The following is a 13340-nucleotide window of genomic DNA, read 5'->3' as shown; positions in this document are numbered from 1 at the left end:
GGCGTCGTGCGCGAGCCGATAACCGATCCGAAGGGCCGGCTGTTCTGCTATGCGCTCAAGGAAGATTTCTGGGTCGTCGGCGGCGCGATCAACAACGGCGGCATCATGTTCCGCTGGGTGCGCGATCAGCTCGCCACGGCGGAAGCGGAGGAAGGACGCCGAAGGGGCATGGACCCGTACGACTATTTGACGTCTCTGGCGCGCGAGGTGGCTCCCGGCTCGGACGGACTTATCTTCCTGCCGCTGCTTACCGGCGAGCGGGCGCCGTACTGGAACGCCAACGCGCGCGGCGTATTTTTCGGACTATCGCTTTATCACCAGAAGAAGCATATGATCCGGGCGGTGCTGGAAGGCGTCATGTACCGGATTCATTCGGTCGTTTCCGCGCTGGAGGAGCTTAGCGGCCCGACCCGGGAGGTACGCGCCTCCGGCGGCTTTGCCCGCTCCTCGTTCTGGCTGCAGATGATGGCCGACGTGCTGAATGCGAACGTCGCCGTGCCGAATACGATCGAAAGCTCCGGCCTCGGGGCGGCGCAGCTCGGCATGCTGGCGCTCGGCGAGATTAAAGATTTCTCCAGCGTTCACGATTGGATGCAGGTGGAGCAGTCGCTTCGCGCAAGCGAGCCGAATCATGATGTATATCAACAGTTGACAAAAATTTATAATCGTGTGTACCATCAGTTGAAGGATGAGTTTGATGCCATCGCCGCCTTTCAACAGATTCACACGAAATCTTAGGGGGCATCGGGCCATGAACTTATTCGATTTATCGGGAAAAACGGCGGTTATCATCGGAGGCAACAGCACCTTGGGCGGAACGATGGGGGTTGCGCTTGGCGGACACGGGGCGGATGTCGCGATAGTCGGGCGCAATATGGAGAAATCCGAGGAAGTCGCCAAGCGGATCGAAGCGTCGGGCGGACGGGCCAAGTGCTTTTCGGCGGATGCGACGAAGGCCGAGGACTTGAAGCGGGTATTGTCCGAGGTGCTTGCATGGACGGGACGCTGCGATATTTTGATGAACTGTCCGGGCAAAAACAGCGCGACGCCGTTTTTTGACATTACGATGGACGAATGGGATTCGATTATGGAAGTGAATCTCAAAAGCGTCGTGTTGGCGTGTCAAATTTTTGGGAAGCATATGGTGGACAAGGGCGAAGGAGGCAGCATCATTAACATTTCCTCCGTGTCTTCGGATCCGCCGCTGTCCAAAGTGTTTACGTACTCCGCTTCCAAAGCGGCCGTGAACAACGTCACCCAATTTCTGGCGCGCGAATTCGCTCCGGCGCGCGTGCGTGTCAATGCCATCATTCCGGGCTTCTTCCCGGCCGAGCAAAACCGCAAAATTTTGTCTCCCGAGCGTGTCGAATCCATCATGCGTCATACGCCGATGAATCGTTTCGGCGAAGCGGAAGAGCTTCAGGGCGCAGCCGTGTATCTGGCTTCGGAGAAAGCTTCGAGTTTCGTCACCGGCACGGTGCTGCGGGTGGACGGGGGCTTCGGGGCGATGACGATTTAAGGGTGGAAACCAATTCCCATCGGATTGCGGTGCAGCAATATCCATCTCCGGTCGCTCTTGAAAATGGATTCCATAAAACTTACTTTGCGGTAAGAATCCATTTTCAAAGGCGACACGCAGGCTCTCCGATGGATATTCTGACCTTCGTCTCTTGGGAGAAATTCCAGACCCTTAAATCGTCAAATTAAAATAGAAAAAGGAAGGAAGAGAAACCACAATGTCCAAACAACAAGTCGGCGTTATCGGTCTTGCGGTCATGGGGAAAAACCTGGCTCTGAACATCGAAAGCAGAGGCTTCACGGTGTCCGTCTTCAACCGTTCGCGGGAGAAAACGGATGCGCTGCTCGCTGAGGCGCAAGGCAAGAAGCTGGTCGGTACATACAGCATCGAGGAATTCGTAGCTTCGCTCGAAACGCCTCGCAAAATTTTGATCATGGTGCAAGCGGGCCATGCGACGGACGATACGATTAACCAGTTGGTGCCTCATCTGGAAAAAGGCGATATCATCATCGACGGCGGCAACGCGTTTTTCCCGGATACCCAGCGCCGCAACAAAGAGCTGGAAGCGCACGGCCTCCGCTTTATCGGTACCGGCGTGTCGGGCGGCGAGGAAGGCGCGCTGAAAGGCCCTGCCATCATGCCGGGCGGGCAAAAGGACGCGTACGAGCTGGTTGCTCCGATTCTGACGGCCATTTCGGCCAAAGTGAACGGCGACCCTTGCTGCACCTACATCGGACCGGACGGTGCCGGCCATTACGTCAAGATGGTGCATAACGGCATCGAGTACGGCGACATGCAGCTCATCTGCGAAGCGTACCACCTGCTCAAAGACGTGCTTGGCGTTAGCACGCAGGAGCTTCACGAGATTTTCGCCGACTGGAACAAGGGCGAGCTGGACAGCTATCTGATCGAAATCACGACCGACATCTTCACCAAGTACGATCCGGAAACGGGCAAGCCGATGGTCGATGTCATTCTCGATTCCGCCGGCCAGAAGGGTACGGGCAAATGGACAAGCCAAAGCGCGCTCGATCTCGGCGTTCCGCTGTCCATCATTACCGAATCCGTCTTCTCCCGCTTCATCTCGGCCATGAAAGAAGAGCGCGTTGCCGCCAGCAAAGTACTGAACGGACCGAAGCAAGCGGCGTTCGACGGCGACCGTGCAGCGTTTATCGAAGCTGTAAGAAAGGCGCTCTATGCGAGCAAAATTTGCTCTTACGCGCAGGGCTTCGCCCAAATGAGAGCGGCAAGCGAGGAATACAACTGGAGCCTGGACTACGGCAGCATTGCGATGATTTTCCGCGGCGGCTGCATCATCCGCGCCCGGTTCCTGCAGAACATCAAGGATGCGTACGACCGCAACCCGGAGCTGAAAAACCTGCTGCTTGACGAATACTTCAAGGGCATCGTGGAGCAGTACCAAGACGCTTGGAGAAGCGTCGTCGCAACGGCAATTACCCGCGGCGTGCCGGTTCCGGCCTTCGCTTCCGCGCTCGCTTACTACGACAGCTACCGGACCGAGCGCTTGCCGGCGAACCTGCTGCAGGCGCAGCGCGATTATTTCGGTGCGCATACCTTTAAGCGGGTCGACAAAGAAGGCACCTTCCACTTCCACTGGATGGAAAACTAAGCGGCTACAGGTGCCTTTTGATGCGGCCCGGCTTGACCGGATGCAGACCGAAGGACGCTTCGTACAGCCAGCATTTGAGCCGGTCGGCCTCCATATCGTGGCCGCCCCGCCGCTGAATGAGCATCAAAGCGATTTCGGCGAAATATCTGAAATTTTTAAGCAGCCGTGGCTGGGAAAGATCCGTCAAGTTCGGGTCTTCCTCGGCCACCTTTTTTTTAATATACTCCAGCATCCAGACGATTTCTTCTCGGCATAAGGGTCTTGTGGGGTCCATGATTTGTTCCAGCTTGTGCTCGGTCCAGTCGGGACCACCCGCGCTGGATTGCGGCAGAGCGCCTTGCGTCATATAACCGTGTTCTCCCTTCGGGAAATGTGCATTAACATCATGACTGATCTGGCTGGGATTTATTCACAACCATCTTATGTTTTTGCCAAACTTTCTATTCACACGGTGCCGGCTATGATATGATAGGGTCAGTTGAATGATGCGAAAGTCAGAGGTGCAGGGAAGTGGAATACCGTAACATCGTGTTGGTCGGTTTGATGGGAACCGGCAAATCCTCCGTCGGACAAGCGCTCGCTTCGAGATTGAACTGGGTGTACGAGGATACGGACGCCGCCATTGAGCGGGCACACGGAATGAGCATTACCCGCATGTTTGCGGAACTTGGAGAGCCCTTCTTCCGCCAAGCGGAAAGCGAAACAATCGAACGGACGCTGCAGGGTCGGCATCAAGTGATAGCGACCGGGGGCGGGGCCGTTCTAGCAGAGCAGAACCGGACACTTATGCAGCGCGGCGGTCTGGTTGTGGCGCTGAAGGCGTCGGCCGAAACGATCATCGAGCGGGTCCGGTCCGATCAAAGCCGTCCTTTGCTGCAGGGCGGAGTCGAAGAACGCGTACGCCATATCATGGAGAGCCGCAAGCACGCATACGATTTTGCGGATCTTCATGTGGACACGGACGGCAAGTCCGTCGGGCAGATCGTTGACGAAATTTGCAGCCGCTTGGAGCGGGAGCGGGTTTAAAGCTACTCCCACTCCAGCATGCCGCCGGTCATGTTGACAAGCCCGGTGAAACCTTGGGCTTCCAAATATTGAAGCGCCCGTCCGCTGCGGTTGCCGCTGCGGCAGACGAGAATCGTTTCGCTGTGCTGGGGGATCTCGCCGAGGCGCTGGGGAATTTCCATTAAGGGAATATGCTTGGCGCCCGGGATCATGCCGAGCGCGACTTCTTCCGGTTCGCGAACGTCGATGATGGTAAGCTTTTCGCCGTTTTCAAGCCGTTGTTTGACTTCTTGCGGGGTTATCGTTTGCATCCATACAGCCTCCTTCTCGTTCGGCTTGCGGCCGACTTGCCTTCATCATAAAAAGAAAACGGCAGCGTGTCAAACAAAGTGGAAACGCGGGTCGTTGACGACGCTAATTTCGAATGGGGACGATATCGGATGACCGTACTTTATATAGGTCTGGCGGGAATCGCCGGAGCGCTGGCACGGTACGGATTGTCCGTCGCCATGAACACGCAGCAGGTCGCTGCGCTGCCATGGGGAACGCTGCTGTGTAACCTTGCCGGGTGCCTGATACTTGGCTTTCTGGCCTATTTGCCCGGTTTGAAACGGTATCCGGACCTTCGCGCCGCGCTGACGACCGGCTTCGTCGGAGCGTTTACGACCTTCTCGACGTTAAGCTGGGAGCTCGCATCCATGCTTCAGCAGCAGCTATGGTCGATCGCCGCTCTTTATTTTATCGTCAGTCTGTGGGGCGGAATCGGCTGCATTCGTCTCGGACGCCGGTTCGGCTTAAATTTGACGGCGGTAAAAAGGGGTTCTGAGGAATGATGTCGAATACATTAGGAACGCTGCTCCTCGTAAGCGCAGGAGGCTTTGCCGGCGCCGTGGCAAGGTATTGGATCGGCAGCCGGATCGCGGAACGGCTTAAAACCTCTCTGCCATACGGAACGTTGACGATCAATCTTGCAGGTTCGTTTTTATTGGGCGTCCTATGGGGAGGAGGGGCAGACGGCCGGCTGATGGCGCTCCTCGGCAGCGGATTTATGGGAGCATTCACGACCTTTTCGACGCTAAAGCTGGAAAGCGAAGCGCTGCTTCGCCAAGGCGAAGGCCGGACGGCCTGGCTGTATATGGGGCTGTCGTATACTTTCGGTTTGCTGCTTGCTTATGCAGGCTATATCCTTTCGCTTACATATATAAAGCACTGACGGACAAGGAGAGATACTTTACGATGAAAGCCATTGTCAAACCGACCCCGCGTTTGGGCGGGACGATTAACGCGCTGTCTTCCAAAAACTACACGACCCGTTATTTGCTCATCGCCGCGCTTGCGGACGGGACGAGCACAGTGTACTATCCGGCCCACAGCGAGGATAGCGACGCGATGCGCCGCTGTATTCGGGACTTGGGTGCCGTGCTGGAAGAGGACGACGAAAAGATGACGATCCGCGGCTTCGGCCGTCATCCGAAGCATGTAAGCGAGCTGAATGTCGGCAATGCGGGAGCGGTACTCCGCTTTTTGATGTCGGTCGCCGCTTTTTGTCCGGAGGTGACGTTCATTAACGCTTACCCGGATTCCTTGGGCAAACGGCCCCATGACGATCTGATCGATGCCCTGAAGCAGATGGGAGTCGAGGTCGACCACCGTGAAGGAAAGCTGCCGATTACGATTCGGGGCGGCCAACCGCGGGGCGGAAAAATTACCGTTTCCGGGAACGTCAGCTCGCAATTTTTAAGCTCCTTGCTATTCGTTGCTCCTCTGTTGGATGAGGATAGCGAAATTACGGTGCTGCACGATTTGAAATCGAAAATTATCGTCGGCCAGACGTTGGAAGTGATTGCCCAAGCGGGCGTGAAGATCGAAGCGTCCGACGACTTGATGCATTATAAAATTCCAGGCAAACAGCAGTATAAGCCCCAGAACTATACGGTTCAGGGCGATTATCCGGGCTCTGCCGCCATCCTGGCCGCAGCGGCCGTGACGCATTCGGACGTGACGGTGCTTCATCTGGCGGAGCAAAGCAAGCAGGGCGAGAGGGCCGTCGTTGATGTCCTCCGCGCGATGGGCGTCGATCTGACCCACGAGAACGATACCGTTCGGATTCGCGGCAATCAGAAGCTGACCGCAGGCGAATTCGACGGGGATCATTTTACCGACGCCGTGCTGGCGATGGTCGCTGCGGCGGTGTTCGCGGAAGGCACGTCGCGCTTTTACAATGTAGAGAACCTGCGCTACAAAGAATGCGACCGCATTACGGATTTTGTCAACGAGCTGCGCAAAGCCGGAGCGGATGTGGAAGAAAGGCAAAGCGAGATCATCGTCCACGGGCGTCCGCAGGGCGTAACGGGCGGCGTCGAGATTAACGCGCACTTCGACCACCGCGTCATTATGGCGCTTACGGTCGTCGGCCTCCGCTCCGAGCAGGGCTTGATTATCAACGACGCGCACCATGTGGCCAAATCTTATCCGCATTACTTCGAGCATTTGCTGTCGCTCGGGGCGCAGATCGAACTGGTTCAAGAGTAAAGCGCCGCGCGTCGGCGCTGCTTAACCCATCATCATGATCGGCATGCTGATCGTAACGAGGCGGTGAAGGACGTGACCGTATTATGGAAAGGAATCCAGGTCACGCTTGCTTTATTTCTCATCACAGGGCTTCTCTTTGCCAGCGGCGTATTTGCCGTGCTGCTTTACGCTAAACTAACGGGACAGACGTGGTTCCGGGACCCGACCGTGGCCTACGCGGAGCAAGAGGCCGCCGCGGCCAAGGCTGCCGCAAGCGCCGCCGCACCGCCTGCGGAGAAGCCTGCCGAGCGGCCGAAGAGCGTATTGCTTGAAGCGCCGCATATTCGGCAGCTGCCCGAGCTTCCTTCCGGATGCGAAGTGACGAGTCTTGCGATGCTGCTGCAATTTTACGGCGTAAACAAATCCAAGATGGATTTGGTCCCCGAGATGAAAAAAGATCCGACTCCGATCCGTTATAACAAAAACGGCTCGATCGCTTATTGGGGCAATCCGAACACCGGATTCGTCGGAGAAGTCACGGGGGCTGCCAAAGGGTTCGGGATCTATCATACCGCCTTGTTCGAGCTGCTTAAGGCCTATGTTCCTACGGCGCAAGATCTGACCAAGGAGCCGTTCTCGAAGCTCGAAGATCAATTGATCCAGGGGGTTCCGTCCGTCGTCTGGACCACCATTAATTATAAAGTTCCGGACAATTGGGTCGTATGGGATACGCCGATCGGTCCGATCGAGACGACCTTTATGGAGCATGCGGTGCTGCTGGTCGGCTTTGACGAACAGTATGTCTATGTGAACGACCCGCTTGCCGGCCAAAGCAACAAGAAAATCGACAAAGAAGCGTTTATCGCGACATGGGAAGCGATGGGACGTCAAGCGTTAAGCTATTCGAAGGCAAAATAAATGAAGCGAGGAGTGATACGTCATGGCTTTTGAAAATCCAACGCGGGAACGAATCAAAGAAATATTGGCAGGGGCCGGCAACGTAGCGGTCGTCGGTTTATCCGACAAGCCCGACCGCGTTTCCTATATGGTAGCCGAGGCTATGCAGAAGAAAGGCTACCGCATCATTCCGGTCAATCCGACCGTAAGCGGATCGATTCTCGGAGAAACCTGCTACGCATCGCTTAGCGATATTCCCGAACCGGTACATATCGTGAACGTATTCCGCCGCAGCGAACAGGTCGTCCCCGTGGCCGAGGAAGCGGTGCGGATCGGAGCCAAAGTGTTTTGGCTCCAGCAGGGCATCTTTAACGAAGAGGCGGCGGAGATTGCCCGTGCCGGCGGTCTTGAAGTCATTATGGACCGCTGCATCAAAGTGGAAGACTCGATTTTGCTGCCCGGAGGGAAATAATTTGTTCCGGTCAGACGTGCGTCGTTATTTATCGGTTTATTTGGTCATGGATCTTTCGGGCCACGAAGGCCGCTCGGCCCTTGATATCGCCCGGGCGGCGCTGGACGGTGGCGTAACGATGATCCAGCTTCGCGAGAAAAAAGCGCCTCTTTCCCGCGTTATCGAGGAAGGCAGAGCGCTGCGGGAGCTTTGCCGGGAGTTCGGCGTTCCGTTTCTGGTCAACGACCGGGTCGATGTGGCGCTGGCGCTGGACGCCGACGGCGTGCATGTCGGCCAGGACGATCTGCCGGGAGCGGAAGCCCGCAAACTGCTCGGCGAACATAAAATCATCGGCATATCCGCCGGCACGATAGGCGAAGCGGAGTGGGCCATGGCACAGGGTGCGGATTATTTAGGCGTGGGAGCCGTCTACTCCACCCTTACCAAAGGGGATGCCGGCGCGCCGATCGGCACCGGGCTGATCTCGGAAATCAAGCAGCGCTGGCCTCATATTGGCATGGTCGGGATCGGAGGCATCGACGCTTCCAATGCGGTGCCTGTGATCCGGGCCGGGGCAGACGGCGTAGCCGTCGTTTCCGCTATCGTCCGGCAAAGCGACCCCCGTTCGGCAGCCCGGCAATTATTGGGGGAAATCCAGCGCGGCAGGTCCTAAAAAAAATAAAAGGCAAGTAATAAAATAAATCCTCCTTGAAGACAATAAGAAAGGCTTCTGGAATGGAACGGAACAACGGCCAGCACCGGAAGACTTCCTAAACTAAACTTCGAGGAGGATTTTCGCATGTACCAACAAGGCTTCCAAAGCAGCTTTCAAAACCAATTGGGTACGGCCGGTCCTGCAAGCTCCCAATACTCCAAATACCAGCCGGTCGGATATGTACAATCCCAATACAACCAGTCCTTGAATCAATCCGGAATCAGCCAGCAATTCGGAGCCGGGCAGCAGCAATTCTCGCAATTCCAAAGCCCGCAAGCCTATCACACGGCGAACTACCGCGGGAACCAGCAAGGGCATGACGCCTATCTTCGCTCCGATTCGACGCAGCCGGCGCAAAGCCAATTCGGCATCGGCGCACCCCAATTCGGCGCTTCTTCTTTCGGAGCCGGACAACAGTTCTCGCAATATCAAAGCCCGCAATCGCCGCAATCGTATCACACGGCGAACTACCGCGGGAACCAACAAGGCCATGACGCTTACCTGCGTTCGGATTCCACGCAGCCGGCGCAAAGCCAATTCGGCATCGGCGCTAGCCAATTCGGCGCCACAAGCTTTGCAAGCCAAAATCAATTCGAGCAGCAGCAATTTGGCGTTTCCGGGCAATCGTATTCCCAATTCCAAAGCCCGCAATCGTACCACTTGGCCCACTACCGCGGTAACCAACAAGATCATGATGCTTACCTCCGTTCCGACTCCAACCAACCGGCGCAAAGCCAATTCGGCATCGGCGCAGGCGGTATCGGCACAACCGGTTTCGGCGCAAGCAGCTTCGGCTTTAACAGATTCTAATTTTAATCGGCAAGCCGCTGAACAGGCGGGCCCGGGCGGCCCGCCTTCTTTGCGTTTTCCCTGAACTTACGGTTTGACAAAAAACGGTTCTGAGCGTACCATCGTTAGTATGAAAGGGGGAACGGACCGATTTGAATTGGATGGGAAACTTGCAGCAGCTTGGCCGGTCGCTCATGCTGCCGACCATTACCCTTCCCGTTGCCGCTATCTTGCTGCGCCTCGGTACCCTGCCTTGGGATCGGATTCATATGCCCCGCGTCGGGGAAATTTTATTGCTCTGCGGCACAACGATTTTTACGTATTTGCCGCTTATTTTTGCGGTCGGCGTCGCTCTGGGATTGACGGAAAGCGCAGGAATTGCGGGCATGTCGGCGCTTATCGGCCATTACATGTTCAGCGAAGCGACGCAGCGTTACCTTGGCGATTCGTTTCAGCTCGGCGTTCCCGGCGGCATCCTGATCGGACTGTTGGCCGCCGTCATTTATCATAGGGTAAAGCATATTCAGCTCCCCGAGTCGATTCAATTTTTCGGCGGTCCCCGCATGGTGCCGCTGCTGATGGGGCTTGCCATTTTCTTATTGATACTACTGATGATCCAATTCGGTCCTGCGCTCGAAACCGGGATGGAGAAGCTTACGAATTTTATTTTGGGGCTCGGCGGCTTCGGCGCATTTTTATACGGCATTATTCACCGTTTATTGGTCCCATCCGGACTGCATCACGTGTTTAATAACTTTTTCTGGTTTCAGCTCGGCGCGTACAACGATGCGCAAGGACAGCCGGTATTCGGCGACTTGCCCCGTTATTTCGCCGGAGATCCCACGGCGGGATTGTATATGGCCGGATTATATCCGATCATGATGTTCGCGCTGCCCGCCATTGCTTTGGCGATTATTCAGGAAGCGCGCGAGGATTTAAAGCCCAAAATCCGCACGACGTTCCTGACGGCGGCATTCGCCTGCTTTTTAACCGGAGTGACCGAGCCGATTGAGTTCGCGTTTTTGTTCGTGGCGCCGTATTTGTTTTTCGTTCACGCCATTCTTTCAGGATTGGCGATGTGGATCGCTTACATGCTCGACATTCATCACGGCTTCTCCTATTCGGCGGGAGCGATCGATTATTTGATCAATCTGCACTTGTCAACCCGGGGCCTGCTGCTCATCCCGATCGGGCTTGCTTACGGCTTCGTCTATTATGTGTTGTTCCGCTGGGCGATCCGCCGCTTCCGCATCCCGACGCCCGGTCGCGAGGAGGGCTCGCAGCTCGAGGAATGGGCCGGAGACATTCCGTATCGTTCGCCGCTTATTTTGCAGGCGCTTGGCGGCAAGGAAAACATCAAGAGCATCGAAGCGTGCATCACCCGCCTGCGGCTCACGCTAGTCAACGACCGGCAGCTGGATGTGTCGGCGCTTCGGCTGCTCGGCGCGGCCGGCGTCATCCGTTTGGGCGGTGGCAACGTTCAGGTCGTGTTCGGCACGTATTCGGAACTGATCCGTGAAGAGATCATCAAGTCGATGCGCAAGGATATTCAGCAGGTGCTGTTCAGCTCGCCGATGCAAGGGCGGATGATCCCGCTGGAGGAAGTCCCGGATAAAATTTTTGCCGGCAAGCTGGTGGGCAACGGCGTTGCCTTTTTCCCCGATAAAGGGGAGCTGGTTTCGCCTGTAGCCGGTAAAATCATTCACGTTTATCCGACGCTTCACGCCCTCGGGATCGAAACGGAGCAGGGACTACAAGTGCTCCTTCATATCGGAATCGATACCGCCGGCCTGCAGGGCAAATATTTTACCGCTTACGTGAAAGAAGGAGACCTGGTCGAACCCGGTCAGCTGCTCGTCAGGTTCAACCTGCAGAAGGTGAAGAAAAACTGCAAGTCGCTCGCGACGCCTATGCTCATCACGAACGTCGATATGGTGAGGTCATGGAGCTTCGCGCCTTATAAAGCCGTGAAGAAAGGACAGGCGTCGGTCATGTCCGTCATGCTGAAAAATACCGCTACAACAGGAGTTACAGGGGGAGGGAACGCTTATGGTTGAGGGGATCGGAGCTTCGTCGGGGATTGCGATGGGCAAAGCTTTCGTTATTCCAACCTGGGAATGGGACTTTCCCGAAAAGCTGATCGACGTCACGGACTTGGCGTACGAATTCGAAAGGTTATATGACGGAATCCGCCATTCCAAGGACGAGATCGAACTGATCAAACAGGAATTCGTCAGCGTGCTGGGCGAGGAGCAGACGCAAATTTTCGACGCGCATCTGGCCATCTTGGAAGACCCGATTTTCATGAACGAAGTGCAGGGGATCATGCAGCGGCAATACAAAGCGGCCGAGGTCGCCGTCAAGGAAGCGATCGATAAGTTTGTAGGAATGTTCGATTTGCTTGACGACGGCTATATGAAGGAGCGCGCGCTCGATATTAAAGATGTCGGTAACCGGCTGCTCAAGCATCTGCTGGGGGCGCTTGAGGAGACGCTGCCGCCCAAGGATCAGCCCTACATTCTCGTGGCCAAAGAGCTGATTCCGTCCCAAATGGTGCATCTGGACGTGAATCTGGCGTTAGGGCTCGTGACGATGTTAGGCGGCAAAACGTCGCATGTGGCGATCATGGCCCGCGCGATGAGCGTTCCGTACGTTCTCGGGCTCGAGGGCAAGCTGCAAACGCCGATTCAAAACGGCGACTATCTGATCATCGACGGCGACGAGGGCGTCGTCTATGTGAACCCGGCCGACGATGTGATCGAGAAATACAAGGCTCGCAAGGAAACATGGCAAGCCGTTCAGGAGCAGCTGCAAAAGCTGGCCCATTTGCCAACCCGGACGGAGGACGGAAGGCAGATGCATTTGGCGGCGAATATCAGCTCGGTCAAGGAGCTGGATCTGGTTATGAAGAACGGCGCTTCCGGCGTCGGGCTGTTCCGGACGGAATTTTTGTACATGGACCGCAGCAGCTTTCCCGAAGAGGAGGAGCAGTTTACCGTATACCGCGAGGTGGCCGAGAGGCTGGGCGGCAAGCCGGTCGTCATTCGGACGCTGGACGTCGGAGGGGATAAACATCTGGATTACTTGGCCCTGCCGGAGGAGGAGAATCCGTCGCTCGGCTATCGTGCGATCCGGATCATGCTGGACCGGACGGATTTGTTCAAAACGCAGCTCCGGGCTATTTTGCGGGCCAGTCATTACGGCTACGTTAAAATCCTGTATCCGATGATTTCCTCGCTTGACGAGCTGCGCAGAGCCAATGAGGTGCTGGAGGAAGCGAAAAAGGAGCTTGCCGCCGAAGGAATCCCGTTTCGCCCGGACATTGAGGTGGGCATTATGATCGAGCTCCCGGCGGCGGTCATGATCTCCGATCTGCTGGCGCAAAAGGTCGACTTTTTCAGCATCGGAACGAACGATCTGGTCCAGTACGTGTTAGCCGTCGACCGGATGAACGAGACGGTGGCGCATTTGTACGATCCGTTTCATCCGTCGGTGCTCCGCATGCTGAAGATTACGGCGGATCATGCCCACAAGCACGGGACGCATATCAGCGTGTGCGGTGAGCTGGCGGGAGATGTCCGCGCTTTGCCGATTTGGATCGCGCTCGGCATTACCGACCTGAGTATGTCGGTGCAATCGATATTGAAGGTAAAAAACAGCCTGCTCCAAAGCAGACACAGCGACGGCGAGAAGATTTGGGCGGAGCTGGCAGGTTGTGCAAGCAGCGCCGAAGTTGTGACCGTCCTTACCAAATATTTGGAAACGGATATCGCCGATCAGACAGGCCGGACGCGGCCCGCTTGCGGCTGATGATATTAACGAT

General features: G+C 56.1%; 15 protein-coding genes. 13 read left to right on the top strand and 2 right to left on the bottom strand.

Going from position 1 to position 13340, the window contains the following annotated elements; all coding sequences use genetic code 11:
• From PEH01S_RS28905 to gndA, 3 genes are all read left to right on the top strand, one after another.
• A partial coding sequence (locus tag PEH01S_RS28905) for an FGGY-family carbohydrate kinase (protein WP_246063096.1) occupies positions 1 to 738 on the top strand: 738 nt, incomplete at its 5' end.
• A gap of 13 nt (positions 739 to 751) precedes the next feature.
• Positions 752 to 1519 carry an SDR family oxidoreductase gene (locus PEH01S_RS28900; protein ID WP_025853245.1) on the top strand — a complete coding sequence of 256 codons (768 nt, stop codon included), beginning with the start codon at positions 752 to 754 and terminating at the stop codon, positions 1517 to 1519.
• A 217-nt stretch (positions 1520 to 1736) separates the two neighbouring features.
• Positions 1737 to 3149: an NADP-dependent phosphogluconate dehydrogenase gene (gene gndA / locus PEH01S_RS28895; RefSeq protein ID WP_025853244.1), complete on the top strand. Its 1413-nt coding sequence runs from the start codon at positions 1737 to 1739 to the stop codon at positions 3147 to 3149.
• A gap of 4 nt (positions 3150 to 3153) precedes the next feature.
• Here gndA and PEH01S_RS28890 read toward each other — a convergent pair whose 3' ends face one another.
• Positions 3154 to 3495 (bottom strand): hypothetical protein, encoded by a 342-nt coding sequence (locus PEH01S_RS28890; protein ID WP_025853243.1) that lies wholly within the window; start codon positions 3493 to 3495, stop codon positions 3154 to 3156.
• Between the two features lie 164 nt (positions 3496 to 3659).
• On the opposite strand from PEH01S_RS28890, the gene PEH01S_RS28885 reads away from it, so the two are divergent.
• Positions 3660 to 4175, top strand: a complete 516-nt coding sequence (locus PEH01S_RS28885; RefSeq protein ID WP_025853241.1) for a shikimate kinase — start codon at positions 3660 to 3662, stop codon at positions 4173 to 4175.
• A 2-nt stretch (positions 4176 to 4177) separates the two neighbouring features.
• On the opposite strand, the gene PEH01S_RS28880 is transcribed toward PEH01S_RS28885, so the two are convergent.
• Positions 4178 to 4465 carry a rhodanese-like domain-containing protein gene (locus PEH01S_RS28880; protein ID WP_036715521.1) on the bottom strand — a complete coding sequence of 96 codons (288 nt, stop codon included), beginning with the start codon at positions 4463 to 4465 and terminating at the stop codon, positions 4178 to 4180.
• A 66-nt stretch (positions 4466 to 4531) separates the two neighbouring features.
• On the opposite strand from PEH01S_RS28880, the gene crcB reads away from it, so the two are divergent.
• The 9 genes from crcB to ptsP all read left to right on the top strand — a co-directional run bounded on the left by crcB (position 4532) and on the right by ptsP (position 13327).
• Positions 4532 to 4987 carry a fluoride efflux transporter CrcB gene (gene crcB, locus PEH01S_RS28875; protein ID WP_246063095.1) on the top strand — a complete coding sequence of 152 codons (456 nt, stop codon included), beginning with the start codon at positions 4532 to 4534 and terminating at the stop codon, positions 4985 to 4987.
• A complete protein-coding gene (locus tag PEH01S_RS28870) occupies positions 4984 to 5367 on the top strand; it encodes a fluoride efflux transporter FluC (protein ID WP_025853239.1) in 384 nt (127 codons plus the stop codon). Before crcB ends, PEH01S_RS28870 begins: the two co-directional genes overlap by 4 nt.
• Positions 5368 to 5390: 23 nt before the next feature.
• Complete coding sequence (gene aroA, locus PEH01S_RS28865) at positions 5391 to 6686, top strand: 3-phosphoshikimate 1-carboxyvinyltransferase (protein WP_025853238.1); 1296 nt, start codon at positions 5391 to 5393, stop codon at positions 6684 to 6686.
• A gap of 72 nt (positions 6687 to 6758) precedes the next feature.
• Positions 6759 to 7583 (top strand): C39 family peptidase, encoded by an 825-nt coding sequence (locus tag PEH01S_RS28860; protein ID WP_173426613.1) that lies wholly within the window; start codon positions 6759 to 6761, stop codon positions 7581 to 7583.
• A gap of 22 nt (positions 7584 to 7605) precedes the next feature.
• Positions 7606 to 8034 (top strand): CoA-binding protein, encoded by a 429-nt coding sequence (locus PEH01S_RS28855; RefSeq protein ID WP_025853236.1) that lies wholly within the window; start codon positions 7606 to 7608, stop codon positions 8032 to 8034.
• Position 8035: 1 nt separating this feature from the next.
• Positions 8036 to 8686 carry a thiamine phosphate synthase gene (gene thiE, locus PEH01S_RS28850; protein WP_127489613.1) on the top strand — a complete coding sequence of 217 codons (651 nt, stop codon included), beginning with the start codon at positions 8036 to 8038 and terminating at the stop codon, positions 8684 to 8686.
• Between the two features lie 126 nt (positions 8687 to 8812).
• On the top strand, positions 8813 to 9538 hold the full coding sequence (locus PEH01S_RS28845; RefSeq protein WP_127489611.1) for a hypothetical protein: 726 nt from the start codon (positions 8813 to 8815) through the stop codon (positions 9536 to 9538).
• Positions 9539 to 9669: 131 nt separating this feature from the next.
• The gene (locus PEH01S_RS28840) at positions 9670 to 11574 is read left to right on the top strand and encodes a glucose PTS transporter subunit IIA (protein ID WP_025853232.1); all 1905 of its coding nucleotides are present in this window, start codon (positions 9670 to 9672) and stop codon (positions 11572 to 11574) included.
• Entirely contained in the window at positions 11567 to 13327 is a 1761-nt protein-coding gene (ptsP, locus tag PEH01S_RS28835; RefSeq protein WP_127489609.1) for a phosphoenolpyruvate--protein phosphotransferase, read from the top strand. Before PEH01S_RS28840 ends, ptsP begins: the two co-directional genes overlap by 8 nt.
• The last annotated feature ends 13 nt before the right edge of the window (positions 13328 to 13340 follow it).

The sequence above is a fragment of the Paenibacillus ehimensis NBRC 15659 genome, assembly GCF_004000785.1.
GTDB classification, from domain to species: Bacteria; Bacillota; Bacilli; order Paenibacillales; family NBRC-103111; genus Paenibacillus_G; species Paenibacillus_G ehimensis.
This window is presented reverse-complemented; position numbering and strand designations above follow the sequence as displayed.

Coding starts and splice junctions, on each gene's coding strand:
- PEH01S_RS28900 (WP_025853245.1), top strand. CDS start 752: ATGAACTTATTCGATTTATCGGGAAAAACGGCGGTTATCATCGGAGGC.
- gndA (WP_025853244.1), top strand. CDS start 1,737: ATGTCCAAACAACAAGTCGGCGTTATCGGTCTTGCGGTCATGGGGAAA.
- PEH01S_RS28880 (WP_036715521.1), bottom strand. CDS start 4,465: ATGCAAACGATAACCCCGCAAGAAGTCAAACAACGGCTTGAAAACGGC.
- PEH01S_RS28870 (WP_025853239.1), top strand. CDS start 4,984: ATGATGTCGAATACATTAGGAACGCTGCTCCTCGTAAGCGCAGGAGGC.
- aroA (WP_025853238.1), top strand. CDS start 5,391: ATGAAAGCCATTGTCAAACCGACCCCGCGTTTGGGCGGGACGATTAAC.
- PEH01S_RS28845 (WP_127489611.1), top strand. CDS start 8,813: ATGTACCAACAAGGCTTCCAAAGCAGCTTTCAAAACCAATTGGGTACG.
- PEH01S_RS28890 (WP_025853243.1), bottom strand. CDS start 3,495: ATGACGCAAGGCGCTCTGCCGCAATCCAGCGCGGGTGGTCCCGACTGG.
- PEH01S_RS28855 (WP_025853236.1), top strand. CDS start 7,606: ATGGCTTTTGAAAATCCAACGCGGGAACGAATCAAAGAAATATTGGCA.
- ptsP (WP_127489609.1), top strand. CDS start 11,567: ATGGTTGAGGGGATCGGAGCTTCGTCGGGGATTGCGATGGGCAAAGCT.